The sequence below is a fragment of the Adlercreutzia sp. St.1H8 genome (assembly GCF_059728655.1).
This window is the reverse complement of sequence record NZ_AP039376.1, coordinates 2619424-2643048: the sequence shown is the minus strand read 5'-3', so window position 1 is coordinate 2643048 and position 23625 is coordinate 2619424. Positions and strand designations below refer to the sequence as shown.

Genomic DNA, 23625 nt, shown 5'->3' with positions numbered 1-23625 from the left:
CCGTAGGAAAGTGCATTTTAGAACTTGATTGTTACATCCAAAACCAGGTCTCGCACTCATTTTCTCGTGCTTGGCTACAATAGAGGGCAGCGCGTCGAATAAGACGGGGGAATCGGGGCCCTCGGCGGCGACACAATCGGGAGAACCTGCGGGGAGAGCCTTCGTACCCCAAGGGATGTCGCACCAGGAGTAGCAACGTATGAACACGGTAAGCGTCTTGGTCGTCGATGACGACAGAGAGCAAGCGCATGCGCTCGAGCGCATGCTTGAGCAGTATCCTACCCATAAGACCTTCGAGGTGGAGATCTGTACCAGCCTCGCCGCTCTTGACGAGCGCCTGCGCCGCGGCTTCTCTCCGGACATCGTGTTCATGGACGTCGTGCTCGAGGATTCCGCCGGATCTGCCGGCAACGGCATCACCGCCGTGCAGAAGCTGCTTCAGCAGTGCCCCGGCGTCCAGGTCATCTACGTCACGGGCCACGTCGAGTATTGCACGCGGGTCTACCGCACGAGTCACGTCTACTTCCTCACCAAGCCCCTCCAGCCTGAGGACTTCACCGATGCGCTCGACAAGGCCATCGAGAACCTGGAGGAGCGCATCGCGCGTCCCTTCGGCGTGAAGGTGGGCGGCCGCATCATGCGCGTACTGCCGGCTGACATCGAGTTCGTGGAGAGCGACCGGCGCAAGGTGTGCATCCACCTGGCCGACCAGGTGATCGAGGCCTACGAGTCCCTGGGCGGCATCTCCCGCAAGCTGCCCGGCACCTTCGTGCAGTGCCACAAGAGCTTCCTCGTCAACATGGAGAAGATCGCCGAGATGCGCAGCGACCAGATCGACCTGCTCTCCGGCGCCACCATTCCCATCAGCCAGAAGCGCTCGCGCCCCACGCGCGAGGCCTTCATGGACTTCCTGAAGGAAAGGCTGTAGGCTAGGGGCATCGTCCCTCCGTCGAGCGAGCGCATGCCAGAGAACCTCATCAACTTCCTCACCGGTCTGCCCTGCCAGCTGGTGCTGATCTATGCCGCCACGCGCCTGCTGGATATCCCGCGCAAGGGCTGGTACTGGCTGGTAAGCCTGCTTGTCGTGCTGCCGTTCCTCGTGGCCCAGGATGTTCTGAGGCAGCCGGCGCGGATGCTGCTGGGTACGGCGGGGATGATGGTTCCCTGGCTCGTGTTCGCCCGCGATCCGCTGCCGCGTCGCCTGTTCGTCTCCGTGCTCATCATGCTGGTCGTCGTCATCGCCGAGATACCGCCCACGTTCCTGTGGAGCCACGTCATCGGGCCCGACCTGGCCGTGAAGCCCGCAGCAGGCGTGAACCTCGACTTCTTCATCGCCTCGCACCTGCTGCACCTGGTGGTGCTCATGGGGCTGCTCGTGGTTCTAGAGGCCGTGGAGCGCTGGCTGCGATCCACCAGCACGCGCAACGGCATCGCGCAGTTCATCGGGTTCATCGTGGTGCAGTACCTGCTCATCGCGTTCAGCGTGGGCATCATGGAGGTCACCGGCGACGTGAGCCGTCCCATCGTGCTGGGCAACCTGATCGTGGCGGCGGCGTGCGTGGTGGCCGACGCGTTCTTCTTCCCGCTCATGGAGCGCTACAACCTGAAGGTGCGTGAGGACGAGCGCGCCCAGGTGCTCGCCCTTGAGCTGTCGCACTACCTGGCGCGCTATCGTGAGGTCGAGCGCGAGGTAAGCGCCGTCGCTCGCGTGCGGCATGATCTGAGGAACCAGGCGAACGTGGCGCTCATGCTCATCGCGCAGGGCGCCGTGGACAAGGCGCATGCCTTCGTGTGCGAGCTGCTGGGGCGCGTGGTGGAGATCGTTGGGCTGGAGGGAGAGGCGGCTGCCGACGCGGAGGGTGTGCTGGCCGTGGAGGCGCGGGGCGCCGAGGATGCGGGCGCCGGCACGGCGGCGCGGCGTGCCGATGGGGATGCGGACGATGGCCCGGCAGCCTCTGCCTTGGACGACGTGTCGTGGCGCCGCAAGCCGGCCCGCCCGACGGCGGCCGTGCTGCGCACGCCGCGGCGGCGCGCGCTCATCTCGCTTGCGTTCCCGCTCAGCCAGCTGGTCGTGCTCTCGTTCCTCGTGTGGTACGCGGTGGCCTATCAGCCGCCGCTGTGGGTGCTTGTGGCCGTAGGGGTGGTCGCGGCGCTGTGCATCGTCGCCGACGTCATGCTGTTCCGGGCCCTGTCCGCCATCGACGAGTCCGAGCTGGCAGCCGAGCGCGTGCGTCTGCTGGAGGAGCAGCGCGAGCTGCAGCGCGTGTACTACGAACGCCTGCGCAGCGGCCTGGAGGAGGCGCGCGGCATGCGCGAGGACATCGTGGCCGTGCTGTGCGACCTGGAGCGGCTGCTTGCGGAGGGCCGGGCGGACGAGGCGGCTGAGCGGATCCGGCGCGCTGCGGACAACATGGACTCCGCCGACGAGTACTGCTGCGAGAACCGCGCGGTGGGCGCGCTCATGGCCATGAAGCTGCGCGCCTGCGCGGACGCGGACATCCCCGTGGACTGCCAGATCGTCGTCCCCGAGGATCTGGCCATCTTGGACGTGGACCTGTGCGCCGTGTTCTCCAACCTCATGGACAACGCCATCCGCAGCTGCCGCGCCGTGGAGGGGCCGTGCCGGCGCATCACCATCAAGGCGTGCCTGGTGTCGGGCGTTCTCATGGTCGACCTGCTGAACGGCCGGGTCGCGGAGGGGGAGGGCGACGCCTCCGCCGAGGAGCTCCGCCCCCGCGTGGCCTTCGCCGACCGCGAGCTGCCCGTGGCGTCCCACGGCTGGGGCCTCCAGATCCTGCGAAGCCTGGCCTGCCGCTACGGCGGATCGCTCAAGGCTGAGGCGGAGGACGACTGCTGGTTCCGCACCACCGTCATGCTCATCAACGAGCGACCCGCGAAAAACCCGCCTGGGGGGGGCGCTCAGCGAAGGTTCCGCTGGCGAGGGCCTCGGCGCCTCGTAGGCGCGCCGAGGACGCTGCCGGCCGAGGCTAGCATCGGGTCTGATGATTGGGCCGAACCGGCGGCATGGGGGTTCTGCGAGTCGCGCCGCCCGGCGTCGGCGGGCTTGCGTCCGGCGTCTGGCGGTGCCCGGGCGCCCCGTTCCTTCCCCGCCTCATCTCCCCAGCGCCGCGCGATAGCCCTATAATGGGAAGCTGCTGAAAAACGGGCGTCCGCGTCGGCGCGGGTGCCCGCATCCGTGATCGCGAGGAGCCCCATGAAGCCTTATAACCCCCACGAGATAGAGCCGCGCCTCCAAGCCCAATGGGAGGCCGATGACGCCTACGCCGTCGTCGAGGACTCGCCCCGTCCGAAGAAGTACGTGCTCGAGATGTTTCCGTACCCCTCGGGCGACATCCACATGGGCCACGTGAGCAACTACACCTACGGTGATGTGGTGGCGCGCTACTCCACGATGCGCGGCTTCGACGTGCTGCATCCCATGGGCTGGGATGCCTTCGGCCTGCCGGCTGAGAACGCAGCCATCAAGCACCACAGCCATCCGGCCACGTGGACGTATCAGAACATCGACACCCAGCGCGCCAGCTTCAAGCGCATGGGCTTCTCCTACGACTGGGACCGCACTGTGGTGGCGTGCGACCCCGAGTACTACCGCTGGGGCCAGTGGATCTTCCTGAAGTTCTGGGAGCGCGGCCTGGTGGAGCGTCGCAACAGCCCGGTCAACTGGTGTCCTGATTGTGGGACAGTCCTTGCCAACGAGCAGGTCATCGAGGGCCGTTGCTGGAGATGCGACTCCGAGGTGGAGAAGCGCGACCTCACCCAGTGGTACTACAAGATCACCGACTACGCCCAGGAGCTGCTGGACGACCTCGATCAGCTGGAGGGCTGGCCGGAGCGCGTGAAGCAGCAGCAGGCCAACTGGATCGGCCGTTCCGAGGGCGCCAACGTCGACTTCATCCTGTGCGACGCCGAGGGCAACGCGCCGGCCGAGCCGGGCGCCGACGACATCATCACCGTGTTCACCACGCGTGCCGACACGCTGTTCGGCTGCAGCTTCTTCGTGCTGGCTCCGGAATACGCCGGGCTGGACGCGCTGGTGGCCGGCACCGACTACGAGGCGCCCGTGCGCGAACTGGTGGAGGCGTCGAAGAAGGTGAGCGCCGTGGAGCGCGCCATGGGCGATCGCGAGAAGCACGGCGTGTTCACCGGCCGCTACGTGGTGAATCCCATCAACGACGAGAAGGTGCCCGTCTGGGTGGCCGATTACGTGGTGGCCGACTACGGCACCGGCGCCGTCATGGCCGTGCCCTGCGGCGATCAGCGTGACTTCGAGTTTGCCCGCAAGTACGACCTGCCCATCATCCCCATCATCCTGGGGGAGGACGACCCGCTGTTCCCGCAGCTCAAGGGCGAGCAGGGGCGTGTGGTGACCGAGGTGGACTGGCCCGAGGCCTACGCCGCCGAGGGCATCCTGGTGCAGTCGGGCCCCTACACGGGCCTGGTGGGCGGCAAGCACTCCCCGGGCGAGGAGGCCGTGGTGGCCGCCCTTGAGGAGATGGGCCGCGGCAAGCGCACCGTGGAGTTCCGCCTGCGCGACTGGCTCATCTCGCGCCAGCGCTACTGGGGCAACCCCATCCCCGCCGTGCACTGCCCGACCTGCGGTGTGGTGCCCGTGCCCGAGGATCAGCTGCCCGTGCGCCTGCCCGAGGACATCGACCTGGCCGCCGGCGAGACGCTGGCCACGCACGAGGGCTTCGTGAACACCACCTGCCCCGTCTGCGGCGCGCCGGCCAAGCGCGAGACCGATACCATGGACACGTTCACGTGCTCGAGCTGGTACTACATGCGCTACACCGACCCGCACAACGACCAGGCCCCCTTCGATCCGGCCAAGGCCAACAGCTGGATGCCCGTCGACCAGTACATCGGCGGCATCGAGCACGCCATCCTGCACCTGCTCTACAGCCGCTTCTTCACCAAGGTGCTGCGTGACTGCGGCCTGCTCGACTTCGACGAGCCGTTCGCCAACCTGCTGTGCCAGGGCATGGTGCTCGACGCCAACGGCGAGGTCATGAGCAAGTCCAAGGGCAACGTGGTGTCGCCCGAGGAGATGATCCGCGACTACGGCGCCGATTCTGTGCGCGCGGCCATGCTGTTCATGGGCCCGCCGGACAAGGAGAAGCTGTGGAACGAAGACGGCCTGGCCGGCATGGCGAAGTTCCTCAACCGCCTGTGGCGCCAGGTGAACGACCTGGCGGGCGCCGCGGGGGAGGACACGCTGTTCGAGGCTGCCCCCGACCCTGAGGCCGCCGTCAAGGTGGCGCAGAAGCTCATGCGCGAGCGCCATCGCGTGGTGGGGAAGGTGAGCGACGACTTCGACCGCAACAACTTCAACACCGCCATCGCCGCCATCATGGAGCTGTCGAACGTGACGGGCGAGTATCTGCGCGCGTTCTCGCCCGAGGCGCGCGGCGCCTGCCCCGACCACCAGGCGCTCGACGCCGAGGTGGCCGCGACGCTCGTGAAGCTCATGGCGCCCATCGCCCCGCACTGGGCCGAAGAGCTGTGGCAGACCGTGCTCGGACACCCCGACTCATCGGTGCACGCCCAGCCCTGGCCGGAGTACGACCCGGAGGCTGCCAAGGCCGACGAGGTGGAGCTGGCCGTGCAGGTGAACGGCAAGGTGAAGGCCAAGATCACCGTGGCCGCCGACGCGTCCGAGGAGGCCATCCGCGAGGAGGCCCTGGCCGCCGTGGCCCGCGCCCTGGAGGGCAAGGACGTGAAGAAGGTGGTCGTCGTGGCCGGCCGCCTGGTGAACGTGGTGGCTAAGTAGGGCGGCGCGAAGGGTCTTCGCTTGCGTGGGCGTCCGCTTTTGCGGGCGCCCACTGCTATTGGGGGCCCTGTGCGCGTTTGCCGCTGGCGTCCCTGTCGACGGCGCCGGCGTCCCGCCCCCACCCTGGCCCCGGCGCTCCTCACTTGTCGTCGGCGTCTCCCGTTTGTTGGCGCTCCCGTCGTCCCGCCCCGGTCCCGCCCCTCGACTCCCGGCCCCCGGCGTTCCGACCCCCCCGCTTGCCGGCGCCTCCCCATGCCCGGCAGAGAATCCTGCCTTTTTTTGGCAAGCGATGACGGGTCTGCAACATTTTTTCGGCCCTTTTCGCCGACTGCGGGAAAACCCAGCGGATTCAACAGAGTCTGACCAGGGCAAACGCCTACGCCTGCTCAGGCAGCCCGCCGTTTAACCCCAGGAAAAGTTGCAGACCCGTCATCGCTTGCCACGCAGAAGGCGTTTTCGCGCCCGGCTCTATGTCCATCGTCTGAAACCCCTCGGAGGCCCCTGCGTGCCGCGAGGGCCTCTGCTATGATCGATCGCACCTTACCCGCACCCGAACCTCAAGGAAGTGCTGCCGCCCATGTCCCGCCGTTCCAAAGGCCCCGTGCGCCGCCTCCTGGGCATTGCCCTGAGGGTGGTCGTGGGCTGCCTGCTGGCGGCGCTCCTTATCGTCGGTGGGGCCAACCTCATCACGGTGATGTCTACGCGCGACAACGTGCACACCGTCTCCGATCTGGCTGACTTTGACGCCGATGCCGTGGTGGTCCTGGGTGCGTCGGTGAAGCCCGACGGGACGCCATCCGACATCCTGCAGGATCGCCTGGAGACGGCCGTCTCCCTCTATCGCTCGGGGGCGACTGGCGCCATCATCGTGAGTGGTGACAACCGCACGTCCCATTACAACGAGTCGGCGGCTATGAAGGCCTACTGCGTGGCGCTTGGCGTGCCGAGCGAGGACGTCTACGAGGATCATGCGGGCTATTCCACCTACGAGTCGATGTACCGTGCGCGCCATGTGTTCGGCGCCGAGCGCATCATCGTGACCACCCAGGCGTACCACCTGTACCGTGCCATGTTCGCCGCCCAGGGCCTGGGCATGGAGACGCGCGGCGTGGCCAGCGATCACGGCGCCTACGACAATCAGCGCATGTACAGCTTGCGTGAGGCCGTCGCTCGCACCAAGGACTTCTTCAACACCCTTCTTCAGGTTCCCGTGGAGTCCGCTCATGACGCTGCGCCCGTCAACCTTGCCGATTCCGGCGACTTGACCTGACGCTGTTCCGATCCGATCTAATCGCCCATGTGGACGCCATGAATGACGGCGGCTACGCGGGGGCTTTGCTTTATACTGAAAGGCTGTACGCCGTCCAATGCGGCGTGTGTCGTTGACAGAACCTCCGCCCGTCGGAGCCGAAGGCAAGGCTGGACTCATGACCCTGATGGATCTGCTGAAACTGCTGAAGCGCAACTGGAAGATGGTCGTGGCGCTGCCCGTCGCGTGCATGCTCGTGTGCGCCGTGGTGCTGGTCGTCATGCCCAAGACGTATTCCGCGACGGCGAACGTGTCGGTGTCGGGTGAGCCGGGCGGCATCGGCGGCGTGGCCGAGGGCCTGGCCAAGGAGAAGAGCTCCGGCAAGCTCGAGGTCACGGCCAAGGCCAACACCACCAACAAGACCGTCGCCATCACGGCTGAGGATGTGAACGGCCAGAGCTGCGTCAACACGGTCAACGAGGTGGCCGGCAACCTCAAGACGCAGGCCGCTACGCTCTATCCTAACGTGCAGGTGCAGGTGGCCAACGCCAGCGCGGCGGTTGACGTGTCGCCAAGCCTGGTGAAGTACTCGGCCGTGGCCTTCTTGGCCGGTTTGTTCGTGGCGGTGTGCATCGTCGTGCTGATGGATATGCGCCGTGCTCCCGTGCACAGCGCCGCGGAGGTGGAGGAGGGGCTCAAGATTCGCCAGCTGGGCGATCTGCCGTTCCCCACGCCGGAACACGCGCGCGAGGCGTTCCTGGCCAACATCCGCTTTGCTGGCGAGGGCGAGCGCGCGCTGTGCGTGGTGCCAGTGGGCGGTACGCGCAATTCGGTGCTCGCGTGCTTGGAGCTGGCCCAGGCGGCCAGCCAGGCGAAGGTGAAGACGCTGCTCATCGAGGGCGACCTGGCCGAGGGCGCGCTTGACGCCATGCGTGGCGACCAGGGCGGACGCCGTGCTGTGGGTCTGGCGGACGTCGTGTCGAAGCGAGCCAAGCTGGACGCGTGCGTTATCCCCTTCGCGCCGTCGGTGGACTACCTGCCCGCCGGCAGCCCGCTCGTGAACCCGGTGACCATGCTGGGCTCCTCGGCCTTCGAGAAGTTCGTCGCCGAGGCGAAGGAGCATTACAGCCTGGTGGTGGTGAACACGTCCGATCCGGCTAACCATGCGGACTTCGCCTACATCGCGCATGCAGTGGGCAACACGGTACTGGCCCTGGCTGAGTTCGAGACGCCTACGGCCGAGTTGGCCGAGGTGGCCAATCAGCTGGACATCGCGTCCGCCAAGGTGCTGGGCTTCGTGATGGTGCAGCCCCCAGCCCCGGCTGGCGGCCGTGGCGGCCGTGGCGCGCGTACGAGCCGCTCCCACAGGGCGAGCGAGTCCAAGACGTCCATGGAGCGCCTCAAGGCCGCTACGCCCAAACGCTCTCGACGGTAGGGGAGCGCGAGAAACAGTAGCTTTCTGATAGCTGCGTTTGTATACGGATGCGTATACAAACGCAGCTATTTTGTTTTTGCTTCTTGTAATTCATGTTGCAATTGTTATAAAAATTAATACAATTGCAACATGAAATATCAAACGTACAGATCGCTCATTCAAGAACTCTCAGAGGAGGAGGGCGTATTCACAACTGCCCAGGCGGAGCGGTTTGGTATTCCGAGGAGCGCGCTTTCATATGCGAGTTCCACTCATATGCTTGAGCGTGTTGCGCATGGCGCTTATCGGCTTGTAGGCGCCCAGGCAGGCCCCCTCGATGGCGCTAAAGCAGCCTGGAGCCTTACTGCTCCAGGCAAGATGACCGCCGAGCGTATGGCGGCTGAGAGCTGGGATGGCGTTGCGATTGGAGGGAGTAGCGCAGCTGCTATTCGGGGTCTAGGAGATTTTCACCTTACCCCTCTTAGAGTGCTTTCCCCAGTTCGATTCAACAGCCGACGAGATGGCGTGTGTTTTGGCACGCGTGTGATAGAGAGGGAGGATGTCTCGTTCTCAGAGGGGTTTGCTCTGACGAAGCCGGAGCGTACAATGCTGGATCTCATTCTCGACAAAGAGGATCCGTCTCAGATCATTGCTGCGCTTAAGGATGCGCGAGGAGGTCATTTTGATCTGCGAAGGTTTGCCCTCCTCCTGGGAAGGGAGTTCGGCGTTGAGGAGGGAGCAGACCTGGCCGCTCGATTTGTCATAGCATCGGAGGAGGGACGATGAGGTATCGATCTGCGTCGGCGCTTGAAATGGCGATAAAGCAGGCCGCAAGGGACTCGCCGCTCGATACAGGAAGGGTCATAGAGGGGTTCTATCGGCATCGCTTGCTTTGCCGGGTGTTGTTGACCTGCACAATGGGCGAGTTTCCTCCCGCGTGAAGGATCTTGTCGACATAATCCTCTATGCGTCGCATTGCCCTATCGATGAAGTGCAGCTGCGGCAAAAACTTGAAGTAGAGGCTCGGATGCGGCATAAGGTTCTGCCGGATGAGTTCAGGGTGCCTTCGAGCTGGTATGCCGACTATGGCGACTTCTACAAGAAGGTAGCGCGCGATGCCCACGTTCTTGAGATCTGCCCAACGCTTGGCGCTGCTGAATCAAAGTGCAAGGATCTCTACGATCCGGTCTTACGATCCCTATGCGTTGGGCATGTGTGGAATCCGGAGCGGTGGTGCTGGGAGTAAGCCCCGCCCGCGTTGACTCTTAGCGTGACGACTGCCGAGGGGCGCATCGAGCGCGGCCCCTCTTTTGCTAAGTGGGAAAGGTGGCATTTACCAGGGGTTTCATCTGTCACGTGCCCAGGGTGCGTGTTTGTGCGCATTCTGTGTGTAAACGATGGCTCGGTGCTCGTATCCGCGTCGGTGAGTGGCGGGCAAAACCCCTGATAACGGTGGCTTTTCCATCTGTTGTTCCATAAAAGCAGTCGAAGGATCTTCTGAAATCGGAAAAACGGCATGGGGGGGGGTCTCACCTGACGCACTCATGACGACGTGTTATCATTACTCCCGTATTGGACGCCTGCGACCAGCTGTTTTGCGCCTTGGCGCGCAGCTCGCGAGCGCCCGGTCAACGGGATGCACGTATTCCCCTTCAGGGGAGGCTCGGCGCGGCTGGAGTTTACTCTAGATCGCGTCATTGTTACGATTGTCCCGAACATAGCCCGAAGGAGCGAAGACGACGCCACGCGCGCGCTTCGTGAGCTCAGGCGAATGAAGAGCGCTTATTTCTTCTTGCAGATGCAAGGGGCGAAGCCATGCCGGGCGCCTTGGCGTCTTTGCGCTGGCAGCAGGGGAGGCTACGTGCCTCCTCGGCCGCTGGCGTGCCGGCTTGAAGCCACGGGGCTGTGCTCCGATGGCAACGCATACCCTGCGCATCGCGAAGGACGTGATTGATGTGTGGTATGTCGTGCAGGTGGCCGCCGGCCGTGAGGCCAACGCCGAGGCGATGATTCGTCGCTTTGTCGACGAGGGGGCTCTCGAGGAGTGCTTCGTGCCCCGCTATGAGCTGATGAAAAGCTTCCGCGGCGAATGGCGGCTGTGCACCGCCAAGCTGTTTCCCGGGTACGTGATCGTGGTGACTGACGACATCGACGCGCTTGAGGCCGAGCTTCGCAAGGTGCCGGCCTTCACTAAGCTCCTGGCCAGCGGCGATGCATTCTTGCCGCTCGCACCCGAGGAGATCGACTGGATAGCCGCCTTCACCGAGAGCGGCGATCGGGTTATCGAGATGTCCGAGGGTGTCATCGAGGGCGATCAGGTTCGCATCACCAAGGGGCCGCTGCGGCACCACGAAGGCTGGATCAAAAAGATCAACCGTCATAAGCGCTTAGCGTATCTGGAAATCGAGATGTTCGGAAGAACACTAGAGGCAAAAGTAGGACTGGGGATTGTCAAGAAGACCGGTTGACAAGGGAATAGGGAAAGGCGCGCTGCCAGCGTGCTCCAAGGGTAAGAGGAGCCGCTTCGTATGGTAGAGGATAAGCGGATCCTCGTTACGCGGTCGTCGATGCCGCCGTTCGAGGAGTATTGCGCAGAGATTGCGCCCTTGTGGGAAAGTCACTGGCTGACCAACCGGGGTGTGAAGCACAAGGAGCTGGAGAAGAGCTTGCAGGAATACCTGGGAGCCGACTACGTGACGCTGTTCGTCAACGGCCATTCCGCGTTGGAGTGCGTGCTTGAGACGATGGAGCTGGGCAAGGATGGTCGCGATGAGGTCATCACGACGCCCTTCACCTTTGCGTCCACCACCCACGCCATTGTGCGAAAGGGACTCAAGCCTGTCTTCGCCGACATCAAGCCCGATGACTACACGCTTGATCCTGCTAAGATCGAGCCGCTTATCACCGAGCGCACCTGCGCCATTCTGCCGGTGCACGTCTACGGAAACCTGTGCGACGTCGATGCGATCAAGGCCGTCGCCGACAAGCATGGCCTTAAGGTCGTCTACGATGCGGCCCACGCCTTCGGCGTACGGAAGGACGGGATGCCGGCAGCTCGGTTCGGCGATGCCTCCATGTTCTCGTTCCACGCCACCAAGGTGTTCAACACTATCGAGGGTGGTGCCATCTGCCATTCCGACCAGGCGCTTTGCGACCGGCTCGCCCAGTGGCGCAACTTCGGCATCATCGACGAGGAGCACGTGGAGTATCCCGGCGGCAATGCCAAGCTCAACGAGTTTGCTGCCGCCATGGGCATCTGCAACCTGCGTCATGTGAACGACGAGATTGCCAAGCGCAAGGCGGTGAGCGAGCGCTACTGGGGGCTGCTCGACGGTGTGCCGGGTCTGCAGCTCTACCGTCCCGCCGAGGACATCACCCCCAACTACGCCTATATGCCCGTAGTCTTCGATCCTGAGGTCTTCGGTGCCACTCGCGACGAGGTATCCGCCGCCCTGGCGCGGGAGGGGATTAGCGCGCGCCGCTACTTCTATCCCCTGACTAGCGAGTATGGGTGTTATGGGGGTAAGGATGCCGCCAAGGAGACGCCGGTTGCGCACCGCATCTCCACGCAAGTTCTTACGCTGCCGATGTTCGCGGATCTCGGAGGAAATGATGTAGCTAGGATCTGCGAGATCATCGTAAGTGCCGAGCGTCAGGCTCTCAAAGGACGTCAAGGGGACTCTCAGTGAGAAAAGAAGACCTGACGCTTGATCAGCAGTGGGTCGTTGCGGGAAAGCTCGCCGAAGACCGCCTCCCCATGATAAACGCCAGGTTGGATGACGTGCGGCCGGCCGACGGACTGTATGTCCGCTACGGTAAGCGCATCCTTGACGCGCTCTTTGCTTTAGTTGGTTGTGCTGTCACGCTTCCGGTCAATCTCGTTCTTGGGGTTATCACGTTCTTTGATGTGGGACGTCCGATTCTCTTTAAGCAGACGAGAATTGGGAAAGATGAGAAGCCTTTTACGCTTGTGAAGTTTCGCAACATGCGGAACCTCTATGACGAGCGAGGCGAGCTGTTGAACGCCTCCGAGCGCGTAACCGAGTTCGGAAAATTCGTGCGCAAAACCTCATTGGATGAACTGTTGAACTTTTGGAGCGTTCTCAAGGGCGATATGAGTCTTATTGGGCCGAGGCCACTGGTTGCCGGGTATACCCCTCTCTATCACAAGCGGCACAAGGGCCGTCTTCTTGTTCGTCCAGGCCTGGAGTGTCCTCCTCGAGAGCTTACGGGGAAGCCGCGCACCTGGCAAGAGCGTCTGGAAAACGATGTCTGGTATGTGGAGAACGTCAGCTTCAAGACGGATTGCAAGATGCTCGTCAACCTCTTCAAATTCGCATTAGATTCAAAGAACGCAGCAGCGCGCGCCGATGCGGAAGAAGACGGCACGTTCCTGGGATATACCGAGGAAGGGATCGCCGTGACGCTGAGTGGAGTCCCCCAAGAGTACGTTGACGCGTGCGCCAAGGAGCATGGATGGCAATAAAGATATCGAAGATGGCGCAAGCCATAGAGCCGTCTCTCTCGCGACGGCTTTTTAATATGGCGAAGGAGTACGAAGACGTCATTGACTTGACGTTAGGCGACCCGGATCTTCTTCCTGCTCCTGCCATTAGGTCGGCAGCGTGCGAGGCCGTCATGGAGGGACGCACTCGCTACTCGGCTAATGCGGGGCTTCCTGCTTTGAGAGAGGCGATAGCGAAGCGTTTTTCAGAAGAGTATGGAATGGAGGTTGATCCGCAGTCAGAAATCGTCGTGACGGTGGGGGGGATGGAGGCGCTTTTCCTCACGTTCGCCTGCCTGCTCGATCCTGGTGATGAGGTCGTTGTTCCAGCGCCCTATTACGTGAACTATGTTCAGATGATTAAGATGTGCGGAGCGGTTCCCGTTGTCGTCGACTCGGAGGAAGGCGCCGACTTCCTTCCCTCTCTTGCCGCCATTGAGGATGCGATAACCGACAGGACGGTCGCGCTTCTCGTCAACAGCCCCTGTAATCCTACCGGTGCGGTTATGGATGCGGACTTGCTGCAGGCTTTGGGAGACTTGGCCATTCGCCATGACCTCGTCGTGGTGTCAGACGAGGTCTATCGGACGCTGGTCTACAGTGAGGCCTCGTGCCCGAGCATCTTCACCGTGCCGGGTATGCGAGAGCGTACGGTAGTGGTGAACAGTGTGTCCAAGCGTTTCTCCATGACCGGCTATCGACTTGGCTATGCCGTTGTTCCTACAACGCTGGCGGATAGCATGACGATAATGCAGGAGAACGTCGCTGCCTGCGCGCCGCTTCCCTCGCAGTATGCGGCGCTGGCTGCTTACGAGCTATGTGGCAACGATCCTACTGTCAAAGAGGTATTTGAGGATCGCAGAGAAGCGCTTTGCACGGCGCTTGCCGAAGTGCCGGGGCTGCGTTTCGCCAAGCCCCGTGGCGCGTTCTACTTGTTTGTCAACGTTTCCGGCACGGGATTCGATGGGCTCCAGTTTGCGTATGAACTTTTGCGAGAGGAGCAAGTTGCCGTTGTTCCCGGCATCACTTACGGGTCAGCTTATGGGGACTATGTGAGAATCGCTTATACCCTTGATGTCTCTCTGCTTGAAGAGGCGGCTCTGAGGATCAAACGCTTCGTATGTCGACGCGAATGCGAGGATGCTGCCAGATGAGCCAAAAAAAGCTTCTCATGCTTGGCGGTAGCATGCAGCAGATACCTGCGATACGCCGTGCGAAGGAACTGGGGTGCTATGTCATTACCTGTGACTATCTGCCCGATAATCCCGGCCATGCCTTGGCAGATGAATACCATGATGTGAGCACCACCGATCGTGAGGCGGTTCTGCGCCTTGCACGGCAGCTGGCTGTCGACGGCATTCTTGCCTATGCCTCTGATCCAGCGGCTCCGACGGCTGCCTATGTGGCCGGCGAGCTGGGACTGCCAGGCGCTAACCCGCTTGCTGCGGTTGAGATCCTCACGCGAAAAGATAGCTTCAGGGCCTTCCTCAGCGAGCACGGATTCAACGCTCCGCGTGCTTGCGGATACTCCTCTTTTGCGGAAGCGGAAGAGGGGCGAGGCCTTTTCGAGCTGCCGGTGATGGTGAAGCCCGTTGATTCGTCGGGCAGCAAGGGAGTCGTCAAGGTTGAGCGACCCGAGGATTTCACGGAGGCTGTCCGAGAGGCTTTTTCTTATTCGCGCAGTGGTCGCATAGTCATCGAGGAGTTTATTCAGAAGCAGGGATACCAGATATCTGGCGACGGGTTCTCCGTTGATGGCAAGCTGGTCTTCACCAGCTACGGGAATGAGCTCTACAGCAATAAGGGAACGCGTGACTATGTTGCGCTTGGGGAGTTCTGGCCTTCGCTTCACAGTGACGAAGACCTTGCGCGGCTCGATGATGAGCTGCAAAGACTCATAACCGCCCTCGGCATGGGCACTGCTGCTTATAACATCGAGGCCATTGTGGACGATCGCGGCGACGTTTACCTCATTGAGCTGGGCCCTCGCAACGGGGGAAGCTATATCCCCCAGTTAATTTCGTATGCCACGGGCGTAAATCTGGTCGACTATGCCATAAAGGCGGCCCTGGGCGAGGACTGCTCATCTTTAAAGCGGGCTGAGACGCGATGCTGTGTGAGCAACTACATGATTCTCAGCACCAAATCAGGTCGCTTCGCGGGTCTTTGGTTTGATGACGATTTCGAAAAAAACAACCTAATGGAAGTCCATTGCACCTGCAGCTTGGGAGAGCCTGTCGAGGCGTATCGCAATACTTCCCATTCCCTTGGAACCATTCTGTTCAAGGCGTCAAACGTCGAGGAGATGAAGTCTCTGACAGACGAAATCGATCGATATGTTCGCGTACTTATCGACTGAAACGACGACGGAAAGGACTGAGATGGACAATTCGGCAGAAAAGAAGATCAGGGAGTTGGGGGTTATCCCCGTCGTGGTGCTCAATGACGCCGAGAAGGCGGTGCCCTTGGCGAAGGCCTTGGTAAACGGTGGTATTCCTTGTGCTGAGGTGACGTTTCGAACAGCGGCGGCAGAGGAGGCTATCCGTCGGATAGCCTCCTCTCTTCCTGACATGCTTCTGGGCGCGGGCACGGTGCTTACGATTGATCAAGCCAGCCGTGCCGTCTCGGCAGGAGCTCGTTTCATTGTTTCTCCGGGCTTCGATGCTGAGCTGGTAGATTATTGCCTCGCGGAGCGCATTCCGGTCTTTCCGGGATGTGCTACCCCCACGGAGATAATGGCTGCTGTGAAGAAGGGGCTTAACGTGGTGAAGCTCTTCCCGGCCCAACAGCTTGGCGGCGTCTCGGCAGTGAAAGCACTTGGAGCGCCTTTCCCAGGCCTTTCATTTATCCCTACAGGTGGAGTGAGTGCGAAGAATCTCGGTGACTATCTTGCGTGCGACAGAGTTGCGGCTTGCGGTGGCAGCTGGATGGTCAAGGCGTCTCTCGTCGACGAGGGCGACTTCGCTTCCATTGAGGAGCAGACGCGCGAAGCCTGTGCGCTTGTTAAGAGTGCGCGTGGATAAAACTGGCTGGTAGTTTCAACTGCCTGTGAAAGGGAGGGATATGGAGATGCTCAACAGGCCAAATCTCAGCGAAAAGAAAGCGGTTCTCTTCGACCTAGATGGAACGGTGTACTACGGCAGTAAGATTATCCCTGGGGCAAATGACACGATCACCTTTTTCAGGAACCAAGGCATAAAGGTGTACTTCGCCACAAATAACTCCACTAAGACCCGCAAACAGATCTTCGAGCGGCTTTGCGGAATGGGCGTCGACTGCCGCCTCGAGGAGGTTCTTACCTCAGGTTACCTCGCGGCACTCTATGCTCTCAGGAGGGGACTCAAGGACATACATATATTTGGCTCTCCGAACCTCGTTGAGGAGTTCGAGAGCCTTGGGGTTACGGTGAGCCACGATGGCACGGCGGAGAACCTCCTGATCGGCTACAACCCGGATATGACCTATGAGGATTTAACCATGGCCGTGCGCGTGGCCCTGAATGCCAAGCGGATTATCGCCTGTAATCGCGAGAGAGTTTTTCCCGGCGAGGGAGCTAAACTCTTTCCTGGCTGTGGCGCCATGACGGCACCTGTTGAGTGGTGTGCGAACCGCTCTTGCGACGTCATCGTCGGCAAGCCCAGCCCATTCATGATCGAGACGGTCATGGAAGAGGACGGATTGAGCGCTGACCAGCTCCTTATGGTAGGCGATTCCTACGAAAGCGATATCGCCATGGCGCGGGCGGCTGGCTGCGATGCCATTCTTATCTCAAGCGACGAGCGTGATGACGTGCTGACGGCGGCGTCGATTCGTGAGATTCCGCGACTGATGCAAGGGGTCGAGTAGCCTTGGTTGACGATCAGAGCCTCAGGCTTGTTCCGGTAAGGGGAGAGGAGGGTGTAAGGGCCCTCTGGGAGGTGCTGGGCAGATACTATGAGCCTCCCCTGTGGATAGCGCTCCCCGATTTTGAGGGCTATATTCGCAAGGTGGCAGAGAAGGCGGAGACCTACGCCCTCTTTAAGTCGAATGATCTTATAGGGGCAATCTCGTTGTATGTGAATGATGCTTCGCAGAAGCAGGCCTATATCACTCAACTCGCCATTCACGAAGAGCATCGCGGTCTAGGCTATGGCAGGGTTCTTCTCGAAGAGTCGTGTTCCATCGCCCGATCGAAAGGAATGGAACGGATCGCGCTGGAAGTTTTGAAAGACAATGCGTCGGCTCGGGCTCTCTATGAAAAGAGCGGGTTTGCTTATACCGGAGAGGGCAGTTCGGTGAGTTATTTGATGAGAAGAAGCCTGTTGTAGCACGTGGGAGAAACGCGCAAGACAGAGAGCATTTTCGACGTAAGCGTGATCGTACCCGTGTTTAATCCGCCGCTTGACCGGTTGTGCAGGTGTCTTACGAGTATCGTGGAGCAACCTGGGGCTGTAGAGCTCATTTTGGTAAATGATGGCAGCGATGGGACGACGGAGGCGTATCTGGCGAATTATTCGCTGGAGAAAGAGAACGTCGTAATAATCAACCAGGAGAACAGAGGGGTTTCCGCCGCTCGCAATATCGGGATTTCGTTTGCCAGCGCGCCCTATGTAATGTTCGTAGATAGTGATGATGAGTTGGAGGAGGGTGCTTTAGCTCAGGCTTTAAGTGTTGCTCGTGAGGGCAATTACGATGTGTTGCTGGGATTTTCTCAGAAGTATTACGCGAGCGGAATACCCTATTGCCCCATCCCGTTGCAGCAGCTAAATGGAGAGGTGTGCGCGCTGGAGCCGGACGAGCTGCTTCGATATGCCTTGACGGGGCGAACGAAGAATAAAAACCTTTGCATACGGCACGATGTTCTCGATGTTATATCTGGTGGTCCGGTCGCCCGTTTGATAAAGCGGGACATAGCGAAGAGGGTGTTGTTTCCCGAAGGTGTGGCAGTCTGCGAAGACACCATATGGAACGTTAAGCTATTTCAAAGATGTGATTCCATTGCAGTGGTTAAGACGTGTTGGTATCGATATTACCAATTGCGCGAATCAAGTATTCATCGATATAGGGCAAATAGCGATTCCGTGGCTTATGAGGCAATCAATACATTGAGGAAAGTTCTGGATGATGAGGCTTTGGAGGAGTATGGCTTCGAGGTCGAATGCCGTTTCCTTGGCGAAGTGAATCGTGTGGCTAAGAATTACCTTCTCCAGGAGTGCGATTTGCCGATAAAAGAAAAGCGTAGGAGGGTTCGACGCACATACGAGAGGATCCACGCGGATCTGTTGCCTCGAAACGTATCGAAGGGGAGGCGAGGGATGTTCTTTGCGGTGAAGAGGGCGCTATGTAAAAGTGGGATTAACGTAGACGTATTCCTTTTTAAAAGCAGAATCGAATCGGCTTTGCTGAGGGCAAGAGGTCTTTGCTAATGGCCAATATCTTGATAGTGACCCCTTATGGTCTATTCAACTATGGGAATCGGTTGCAGAATTTTGCGTTAACGCACAAGATAGAGCAGCTCGGGAACTCATGCGGAACGATTGCGTATTACCCTGCGGCTGGATTCGGCCCGATGGTCAAAGAACTTGCCAAGCCGCTGGTGTGGAACCCCTTGAATCGGAGTGTTCGCGCGAGAAGGTACAGGGCCTTCCAAGAGTTCGATCGAACGATCAAAAAGTATAAGGTTCGGAGTAAGTCAAATTTAGCGGATCTTGCAAACAAAGCCGATCTCTTCTGCATTGGCAGCGACCAGATATGGAATCCGGATCATTTGACGGATCCGGATTTTCAGTTCGCCGCTTTTTCTCCGAAGCAAAAATGCATCGCCTACGCTCCTAGTTTTGGCATTGACGTGCTGCCCCCCCAATACGTGAATGAGTATCGTTCAGGACTCGATTCGATAGGATCGATTTCTGTGAGAGAAGAGGCTGGAGCGCGAATTATCAAAGAGCTCACGGGATTAGACGTCCCGGTCGTTCTTGACCCAACGCTTCTTCTCGATGAGGGGCAATGGGATGCCGTCTCGTCTGTTCGTATGGTGCCGGACGGCGACTATGTTTTCTCGTATTTTCTCGGGAATAATGTTGAGCAGCAACGGCGGTTGGTTGACGAGTATTGCGAGCGCGAGGGGCTGCAGAACGTTGAGGTAATGAACCTCTCTAGTCCGCTCTTCTACGAGGCGGGCCCTCAAGACTTTATTGCATTAATAAAAAATGCAAGTTTAATCTGTACGAATTCTTTCCATGCGGCGGTCTTCTCTCTTATATACGAGCGTCCGCTAAACATTTTCGAACGTTCAGATGCCAAAGAGGCTTCAATGAACTCACGGATCATAAACTTCGTGAGTCAATTTGATTTGAACGAGAGCCTTGTTTCTGACGGTGAGGGCCCGCAGCAAGTGTCCTTGCCATATGCCAAGGCGAAAGCCCTTCTCTCGATAAAAAGAAGTGAGTCGGAGGAGTTTCTGAAGAGAGCGCTAGAATCACGGTGATCGAGAGAGGCTTAAATATATCCAAAAGCGAGAGTCTTTACTACATCCTGGCGGTTTTACTGCTGGCTTATCCGCTCTTCGAAGATGTTCTTCCCAAAATTTTTACACGCTCCCTCTTTTTCCTGGGGTTCGCGATCGCTGCATGCCTCTTTGTCAAAAAGAAGAGTTTTGATTTGCGGTCTTATGGCGTGGGGATTCTGTGGCTTGTGTTGGGGGTTATTGCGCTTCTGGGCTACCTTGCCACCTTCCAAGTGACTGAGTTTCCCGTTCTCGCTCTCTTCATTTCAATCCTGCTCGCCTTATTTGGGGCAGCCGCTACTGAGTGGGTCAAGCCTTTTCTTCGTGTCTTGCTCTGGATGCTGGTGATCCACTTATTGGCGACATTCTTTTTCTATGTCTTTCCGGACGTCTACACCGACTTTGTTAAGCCGCGTTTCTTCGCAGATCAACCCGACGCTATTGGATACCAATCCGGTCTTACCATGCATTACAGCAACAATGGCGATTTGATGGCATTTGGATTGATACTAAGCTCCTCATTCTTCTTTTTTAGCAAGAAGGGAAAGGGCGCTCTGTACCTGATCCTGATGTTGCTCTTTTTGTTTGCGCTGTTCCTTACGCAGAAGCGTGCACAATTGGGCTTTGGGATTTTGGGAGTAATCTGTCTCTACCTAATGACGGAAAGAAAGAACAAGATTCTAAAGCTGGCACTACTTTCTGTGCTTGCTTTGGTGGCAATAATGATCCTTGCTCAGTATTCTGAGGGAATAGCAAATTCGATCAAGAGGATCATCGAAACCACCACAGCTGACAACATGAACGAGGTTACTTCCGGACGTGTGCTTCTTTGGGCTCATGCTTTGGAGCAATGGGGTCAAAGCCCTGTGGTAGGAACAGGATGGAGCACCTTCGCCTTCCTATGGCCGAATGGGAGCTTGGTATCAATATATGCGCATAATGATATCCTTCAGCTTCTAGCCGAAACCGGGGTTCTTGGCGCGGCGATTTTTCTTGCTGCATCGGTGGGAACATTGGTGGTTAGCGTAAAGGCTGTAATCATGTTGAAGTCAGACGTGTCGAGCGATTGCGATCCTTCTCTAAAAGTATTCCGGAAGCAGTCGGCCGCTTTTGCAGCTGCGTTTCAGATATTTGCTCTGCTCTACGCGTGCACCTTCGGAACATTGCTTCAAATGACGCTCGTGTTTATGCCTTTTTTCCTGGCTGTGTCTATCTCATACTCGTATCGGTGCAACATCTATCCGTCAATCCGGGTGATTGATCAGAAAGAAATTGCTTAACCAGCGCAAAGCCGGGGCACTGTTGTCCTATGCCTCCCTTTTGGTAAACGGGATCATATCGTTTGTGTATGTTCCCCTTCTGCTCAGTCATCTTACGCAGGCCGAATATGGGGTGTACGAGCTAATCGGGTCGATTATTTCGTATTTATCCGTTATGGATGTCGGCCTTTCTACAACTCTGACCAGGTTCTATGTGAAGGCGAAGTCAGACTCGGAGAATGGCTCTGTGGAAAACCTCCTAGCTATGGCTGCCATTATCTATGTTTTGATAACTGTTTTGGCCATCCTGGTTGGCATGGGGGTTGATTCGTCCCTGGAAATCCTCTTCTTGACCACATTTACGGAGGCTGAACTGAAGCTTGCGCATCAGATGATGCTCTTGGTCATCCTTAACTGTGCCGTCGTTTTGCCGGGAAACTGGTTCCTGGCTCTCATCAATGCAAACGAGAGATTTGTTTTTGCCCGTGTGCTCTCCATCGTGAAGTACGCTATGCAGATATTGGTCGTGTGGGTAGTTTTGGTTTGCAAGGGAGATGCTGTCGGCGTTCTGGCCGTGCAGGTTGCCTTGAATGCGATTGTCGTCCTTTTTTATGTGGTGTATTGCAGAAGAAATCTCTCGATCTCGTGTCGATTGGTGAGATGGGATTGGGCTCTCTTCAGAGGCCTTGCATCGTTCAGTTTCTTCGTTTTGCTCAATATGGTGTTTGATCAAGTATTCTGGAAGACCGGACAAGTTGTTCTGGGGGCCGTGTGCGGGGCAGCGGCGGTTGCGGTTTACGGTGTGGTTTGCAAGGTGATCACTTCGGCATACATGCAGATATCAACGGGGTTAACGAGTGTGTTTTTGCCAAAGTTGACAGCCGTTGCAAGCCGAACGGAGGATATGGGGGAGATTAACGAGCTCTTTATCAGAATAGGCCGTCTCCAGGCAATAATGATTTGGGGGACATGTGCGGCGTTTATAGCTATTGGTCGTCAGTTCGTTTTACTATGGGCGGGAAGTGATTTTGCGGATGCGTATCCGGCCATTGTCGTCCTCATGCTGGGTCTATCTATATCGCTCATACAGAATCTTGGGATCTCCATTTTGCAGGCTAAGAATAAGCAGGCATTCCGCTCGGTGCTCTATATAGTAGCTGCTGGCCTGGATCTTGTCGTATCGATTCCGGTATCACGAGAATTTGGAGTCATCGGCTGTGCGCTGACGGCTGCGATACTGCTTTTTCTTTGCACGGGGCCGATCATGAATATCTACTATGCGCGTGTAGTGAAGCTGGACATAAAGCAATTTATTGGAAGTGTCACGCCCCTGATTGTTCCCGCAGCGCTCGCAGGAACGGCTACCTATCTTGCAGCCGACTGGTTTTTTCCGACTGTTTCTTGGCTGGCACTTGCAGGCGAGGCGGCTTTTTTCCTGGCGTTTTACACGCTGGTTCTCTGGGGCGGATGGCTGAATCGATATGAGAAAGCGATACTGGCCTACCCATTCAGGATGTTGAGGCGAAGGGGGAGAGTTGACTAGAATAGTTGGACTGGGGGAGCGCTGCTGCGGCTGTGCGGCATGTGCTGCCATTTGCCCTGTTTCCTGTATTTCAATGAAGGCAGACGATCTGGGATTTCCTTACCCTTCTGTTGATTTGGATAGATGCGTCAGCTGTCTGAGGTGCGAGGATGTGTGCCCGGCCTTGTCATCGAATGTGGCAGTGGGAGCAGGGCATGCTCTTTGGGCGAAAGCGGCCGATCGGGAGCTCCTTTTGGAGTCCTCGTCCGGAGGTGTCTTTGGATTACTCGCCAAGCAAGTGTTCAATGATGGCGGGATTGTATACGGGGCGGCCTTTACCCAGTCGTTCGACGCTGTTCGTCATGTGAGGGTTGGTGATCCGTCCTGTCTGAATGAGTTACTGCGGTCAAAATATGTGCAGAGTAATTTGACGATTGATCTCTATAGATCCATGCGCGAAGACCTTGCGGCTGGTAATCGTGTTCTAGTGTCGGGGACTCCCTGTCAGATTAAGGGGGTAAAAAGGTACCTCGAATTAATGAAAGCTCCCGTCGGTAATCTTCTGCTGGCGGAAATCATATGTCATGGAGTGCCATCTCCGATGCTTTGGCGGCAATGGATACGGCTGCGTTCCGAGGTGGCTCAAAAAAGAATCATTTCGGTTAACTTCCGATCAAAGCGTATCGACTGGGAGAACTTCTCGGTTGAGTACTCTTTCGAAGATGGAACGACTGAGTCGTCCTTGCATGAGGATGACTGGTTTATGAAGGCGTTTCTCTGCAATGCCTCAATCCGGTCTTCATGCTTTGCCTGTCCGGCGAAATGCTCAAGTGGAAGCGATGTAACCCTAGGAGACTACTGGGGAGTTGATCGAACGCTACCTAGTCTTGACAGATCTGATGGCGTTTCTGCTGTGCTGACTAATACGGACAAGGGGCAACAAGCCTTGAACGACCTGCAGTTTGTCATTGAAAGCGGACCCGCGTCATTTGCGGATATCGCGGCTGGGAACAGCGCATTGGTTCGCAGTGTAGAGCCGTACGCGAAAAGAACCGCTTTTCTCGACGATGCGAGGAGGGCCTCAGATATGAGTGTATTGGTGAAAAGGTGGGATTTTCGAAGAGGGGCCCTTGAGCGGATTGTCGCTAAGATAAAAAAGACAGTCGCGAAGAATCAAAAAACTCTCTAGCATTATGGGCGTAGGAGGAGATCGCCCTGCATTGCGCGTACATGGTGTCGACGGCATGCCTGGCGCAGACGGGCTGGTCTGTCTGGCTGCGGCCGATATCTCCCGATGATGGTTGTTCTCCGCTTGTGGAATCGCTGGCGTCGGCCAAGCGATTCATATCGGGCGCGCTTTCCTTCTTGGATGAGCTAGCGATGGTTGTCATCTGGCGTGACG

The 23625-nt window shown here is 58.5% G+C and carries 19 protein-coding genes and 1 pseudogene; all 20 read left to right on the top strand.

What is annotated here, in order from left to right:
* The first annotated feature begins 199 nt into the window (after positions 1 to 199).
* The 20 genes and pseudogenes from AC6I0Y_RS10515 (at position 200) to AC6I0Y_RS10420 (ending at position 23412) form a co-directional block, all read left to right on the top strand.
* Complete coding sequence (locus AC6I0Y_RS10515) at positions 200 to 928, top strand: LytR/AlgR family response regulator transcription factor (protein WP_497731711.1); 729 nt, start codon at positions 200 to 202, stop codon at positions 926 to 928.
* 33 nt (positions 929 to 961) lie between these two features.
* Positions 962 to 3145, top strand: coding sequence for a GHKL domain-containing protein (locus AC6I0Y_RS10510; RefSeq protein WP_497731708.1), 2184 nt, complete (start codon positions 962 to 964; stop codon positions 3143 to 3145).
* Positions 3146 to 3214: 69 nt separating this feature from the next.
* Positions 3215 to 5791, top strand: a complete 2577-nt coding sequence (gene leuS / locus AC6I0Y_RS10505; RefSeq protein WP_497731705.1) for a leucine--tRNA ligase — start codon at positions 3215 to 3217, stop codon at positions 5789 to 5791.
* Positions 5792 to 6368: 577 nt separating this feature from the next.
* Positions 6369 to 7061, top strand: a complete 693-nt coding sequence (locus AC6I0Y_RS10500) for a SanA/YdcF family protein (RefSeq protein WP_160708672.1) — start codon at positions 6369 to 6371, stop codon at positions 7059 to 7061.
* A gap of 157 nt (positions 7062 to 7218) precedes the next feature.
* Positions 7219 to 8475, top strand: a complete 1257-nt coding sequence (locus AC6I0Y_RS10495; RefSeq protein ID WP_160708670.1) for a Wzz/FepE/Etk N-terminal domain-containing protein — start codon at positions 7219 to 7221, stop codon at positions 8473 to 8475.
* 129 nt (positions 8476 to 8604) lie between these two features.
* Positions 8605 to 8757: pseudogene (locus tag AC6I0Y_RS10490) on the top strand (type IV toxin-antitoxin system AbiEi family antitoxin domain-containing protein); the annotation flags it as partial.
* A 240-nt stretch (positions 8758 to 8997) separates the two neighbouring features.
* The gene (locus AC6I0Y_RS10485; RefSeq protein WP_497733689.1) at positions 8998 to 9240 is read left to right on the top strand and encodes a hypothetical protein; all 243 of its coding nucleotides are present in this window, start codon (positions 8998 to 9000) and stop codon (positions 9238 to 9240) included.
* A 1127-nt stretch (positions 9241 to 10367) separates the two neighbouring features.
* Positions 10368 to 10922 (top strand): antiterminator LoaP, encoded by a 555-nt coding sequence (gene loaP / locus AC6I0Y_RS10480; RefSeq protein WP_201750941.1) that lies wholly within the window; start codon positions 10368 to 10370, stop codon positions 10920 to 10922.
* Between the two features lie 60 nt (positions 10923 to 10982).
* Positions 10983 to 12143 carry a DegT/DnrJ/EryC1/StrS family aminotransferase gene (locus tag AC6I0Y_RS10475; RefSeq protein ID WP_497731700.1) on the top strand — a complete coding sequence of 387 codons (1161 nt, stop codon included), beginning with the start codon at positions 10983 to 10985 and terminating at the stop codon, positions 12141 to 12143.
* Positions 12140 to 12940 carry a sugar transferase gene (locus AC6I0Y_RS10470; protein WP_497731697.1) on the top strand — a complete coding sequence of 267 codons (801 nt, stop codon included), beginning with the start codon at positions 12140 to 12142 and terminating at the stop codon, positions 12938 to 12940. The genes AC6I0Y_RS10475 and AC6I0Y_RS10470 overlap by 4 nt, the downstream gene beginning before the upstream one ends.
* The gene (locus AC6I0Y_RS10465) at positions 12931 to 14112 is read left to right on the top strand and encodes a pyridoxal phosphate-dependent aminotransferase (RefSeq protein WP_497731696.1); all 1182 of its coding nucleotides are present in this window, start codon (positions 12931 to 12933) and stop codon (positions 14110 to 14112) included. The genes AC6I0Y_RS10470 and AC6I0Y_RS10465 overlap by 10 nt, the downstream gene beginning before the upstream one ends.
* Positions 14109 to 15317, top strand: a complete 1209-nt coding sequence (locus AC6I0Y_RS10460) for an ATP-grasp domain-containing protein (protein WP_497731694.1) — start codon at positions 14109 to 14111, stop codon at positions 15315 to 15317. The genes AC6I0Y_RS10465 and AC6I0Y_RS10460 overlap by 4 nt, the downstream gene beginning before the upstream one ends.
* Before the next feature lie 22 nt (positions 15318 to 15339).
* Positions 15340 to 15981, top strand: coding sequence for a bifunctional 4-hydroxy-2-oxoglutarate aldolase/2-dehydro-3-deoxy-phosphogluconate aldolase (gene eda / locus AC6I0Y_RS10455; protein WP_497731692.1), 642 nt, complete (start codon positions 15340 to 15342; stop codon positions 15979 to 15981).
* Between the two features lie 40 nt (positions 15982 to 16021).
* Entirely contained in the window at positions 16022 to 16804 is a 783-nt protein-coding gene (locus AC6I0Y_RS10450) for an HAD-IIA family hydrolase (protein WP_497731690.1), read from the top strand.
* Between the two features lie 2 nt (positions 16805 to 16806).
* Complete coding sequence (locus AC6I0Y_RS10445) at positions 16807 to 17265, top strand: GNAT family N-acetyltransferase (protein ID WP_497731688.1); 459 nt, start codon at positions 16807 to 16809, stop codon at positions 17263 to 17265.
* A 3-nt stretch (positions 17266 to 17268) separates the two neighbouring features.
* The gene (locus AC6I0Y_RS10440) at positions 17269 to 18363 is read left to right on the top strand and encodes a glycosyltransferase family 2 protein (RefSeq protein ID WP_497731685.1); all 1095 of its coding nucleotides are present in this window, start codon (positions 17269 to 17271) and stop codon (positions 18361 to 18363) included.
* Positions 18363 to 19424: a polysaccharide pyruvyl transferase family protein gene (locus AC6I0Y_RS10435; protein WP_497731683.1), complete on the top strand. Its 1062-nt coding sequence runs from the start codon at positions 18363 to 18365 to the stop codon at positions 19422 to 19424. Before AC6I0Y_RS10440 ends, AC6I0Y_RS10435 begins: the two co-directional genes overlap by 1 nt.
* Positions 19421 to 20722, top strand: a complete 1302-nt coding sequence (locus tag AC6I0Y_RS10430; RefSeq protein ID WP_497731681.1) for an O-antigen ligase family protein — start codon at positions 19421 to 19423, stop codon at positions 20720 to 20722. The genes AC6I0Y_RS10435 and AC6I0Y_RS10430 overlap by 4 nt, the downstream gene beginning before the upstream one ends.
* Positions 20700 to 22244 carry an oligosaccharide flippase family protein gene (locus AC6I0Y_RS10425; protein WP_497731678.1) on the top strand — a complete coding sequence of 515 codons (1545 nt, stop codon included), beginning with the start codon at positions 20700 to 20702 and terminating at the stop codon, positions 22242 to 22244. Before AC6I0Y_RS10430 ends, AC6I0Y_RS10425 begins: the two co-directional genes overlap by 23 nt.
* Positions 22237 to 23412, top strand: coding sequence for a Coenzyme F420 hydrogenase/dehydrogenase, beta subunit C-terminal domain (locus tag AC6I0Y_RS10420; protein WP_497731677.1), 1176 nt, complete (start codon positions 22237 to 22239; stop codon positions 23410 to 23412). The genes AC6I0Y_RS10425 and AC6I0Y_RS10420 overlap by 8 nt, the downstream gene beginning before the upstream one ends.
* The last annotated feature ends 213 nt before the right edge of the window (positions 23413 to 23625 follow it).

What these genes read in the sequence shown, in the direction of transcription:
- loaP (WP_201750941.1), top strand. Translation starts at nt 10,368, where the DNA reads ATGGCAACGCATACCCTGCGCATCGCGAAGGACGTGATTGATGTGTGG.
- eda (WP_497731692.1), top strand. Translation starts at nt 15,340, where the DNA reads ATGGACAATTCGGCAGAAAAGAAGATCAGGGAGTTGGGGGTTATCCCC.
- AC6I0Y_RS10510 (WP_497731708.1), top strand. Translation starts at nt 962, where the DNA reads ATGCCAGAGAACCTCATCAACTTCCTCACCGGTCTGCCCTGCCAGCTG.
- AC6I0Y_RS10465 (WP_497731696.1), top strand. Translation starts at nt 12,931, where the DNA reads ATGGCAATAAAGATATCGAAGATGGCGCAAGCCATAGAGCCGTCTCTC.
- AC6I0Y_RS10495 (WP_160708670.1), top strand. Translation starts at nt 7,219, where the DNA reads ATGACCCTGATGGATCTGCTGAAACTGCTGAAGCGCAACTGGAAGATG.
- AC6I0Y_RS10475 (WP_497731700.1), top strand. Translation starts at nt 10,983, where the DNA reads ATGGTAGAGGATAAGCGGATCCTCGTTACGCGGTCGTCGATGCCGCCG.
- AC6I0Y_RS10460 (WP_497731694.1), top strand. Translation starts at nt 14,109, where the DNA reads ATGAGCCAAAAAAAGCTTCTCATGCTTGGCGGTAGCATGCAGCAGATA.
- AC6I0Y_RS10500 (WP_160708672.1), top strand. Translation starts at nt 6,369, where the DNA reads ATGTCCCGCCGTTCCAAAGGCCCCGTGCGCCGCCTCCTGGGCATTGCC.
- leuS (WP_497731705.1), top strand. Translation starts at nt 3,215, where the DNA reads ATGAAGCCTTATAACCCCCACGAGATAGAGCCGCGCCTCCAAGCCCAA.
- AC6I0Y_RS10435 (WP_497731683.1), top strand. Translation starts at nt 18,363, where the DNA reads ATGGCCAATATCTTGATAGTGACCCCTTATGGTCTATTCAACTATGGG.
- AC6I0Y_RS10450 (WP_497731690.1), top strand. Translation starts at nt 16,022, where the DNA reads ATGGAGATGCTCAACAGGCCAAATCTCAGCGAAAAGAAAGCGGTTCTC.
- AC6I0Y_RS10515 (WP_497731711.1), top strand. Translation starts at nt 200, where the DNA reads ATGAACACGGTAAGCGTCTTGGTCGTCGATGACGACAGAGAGCAAGCG.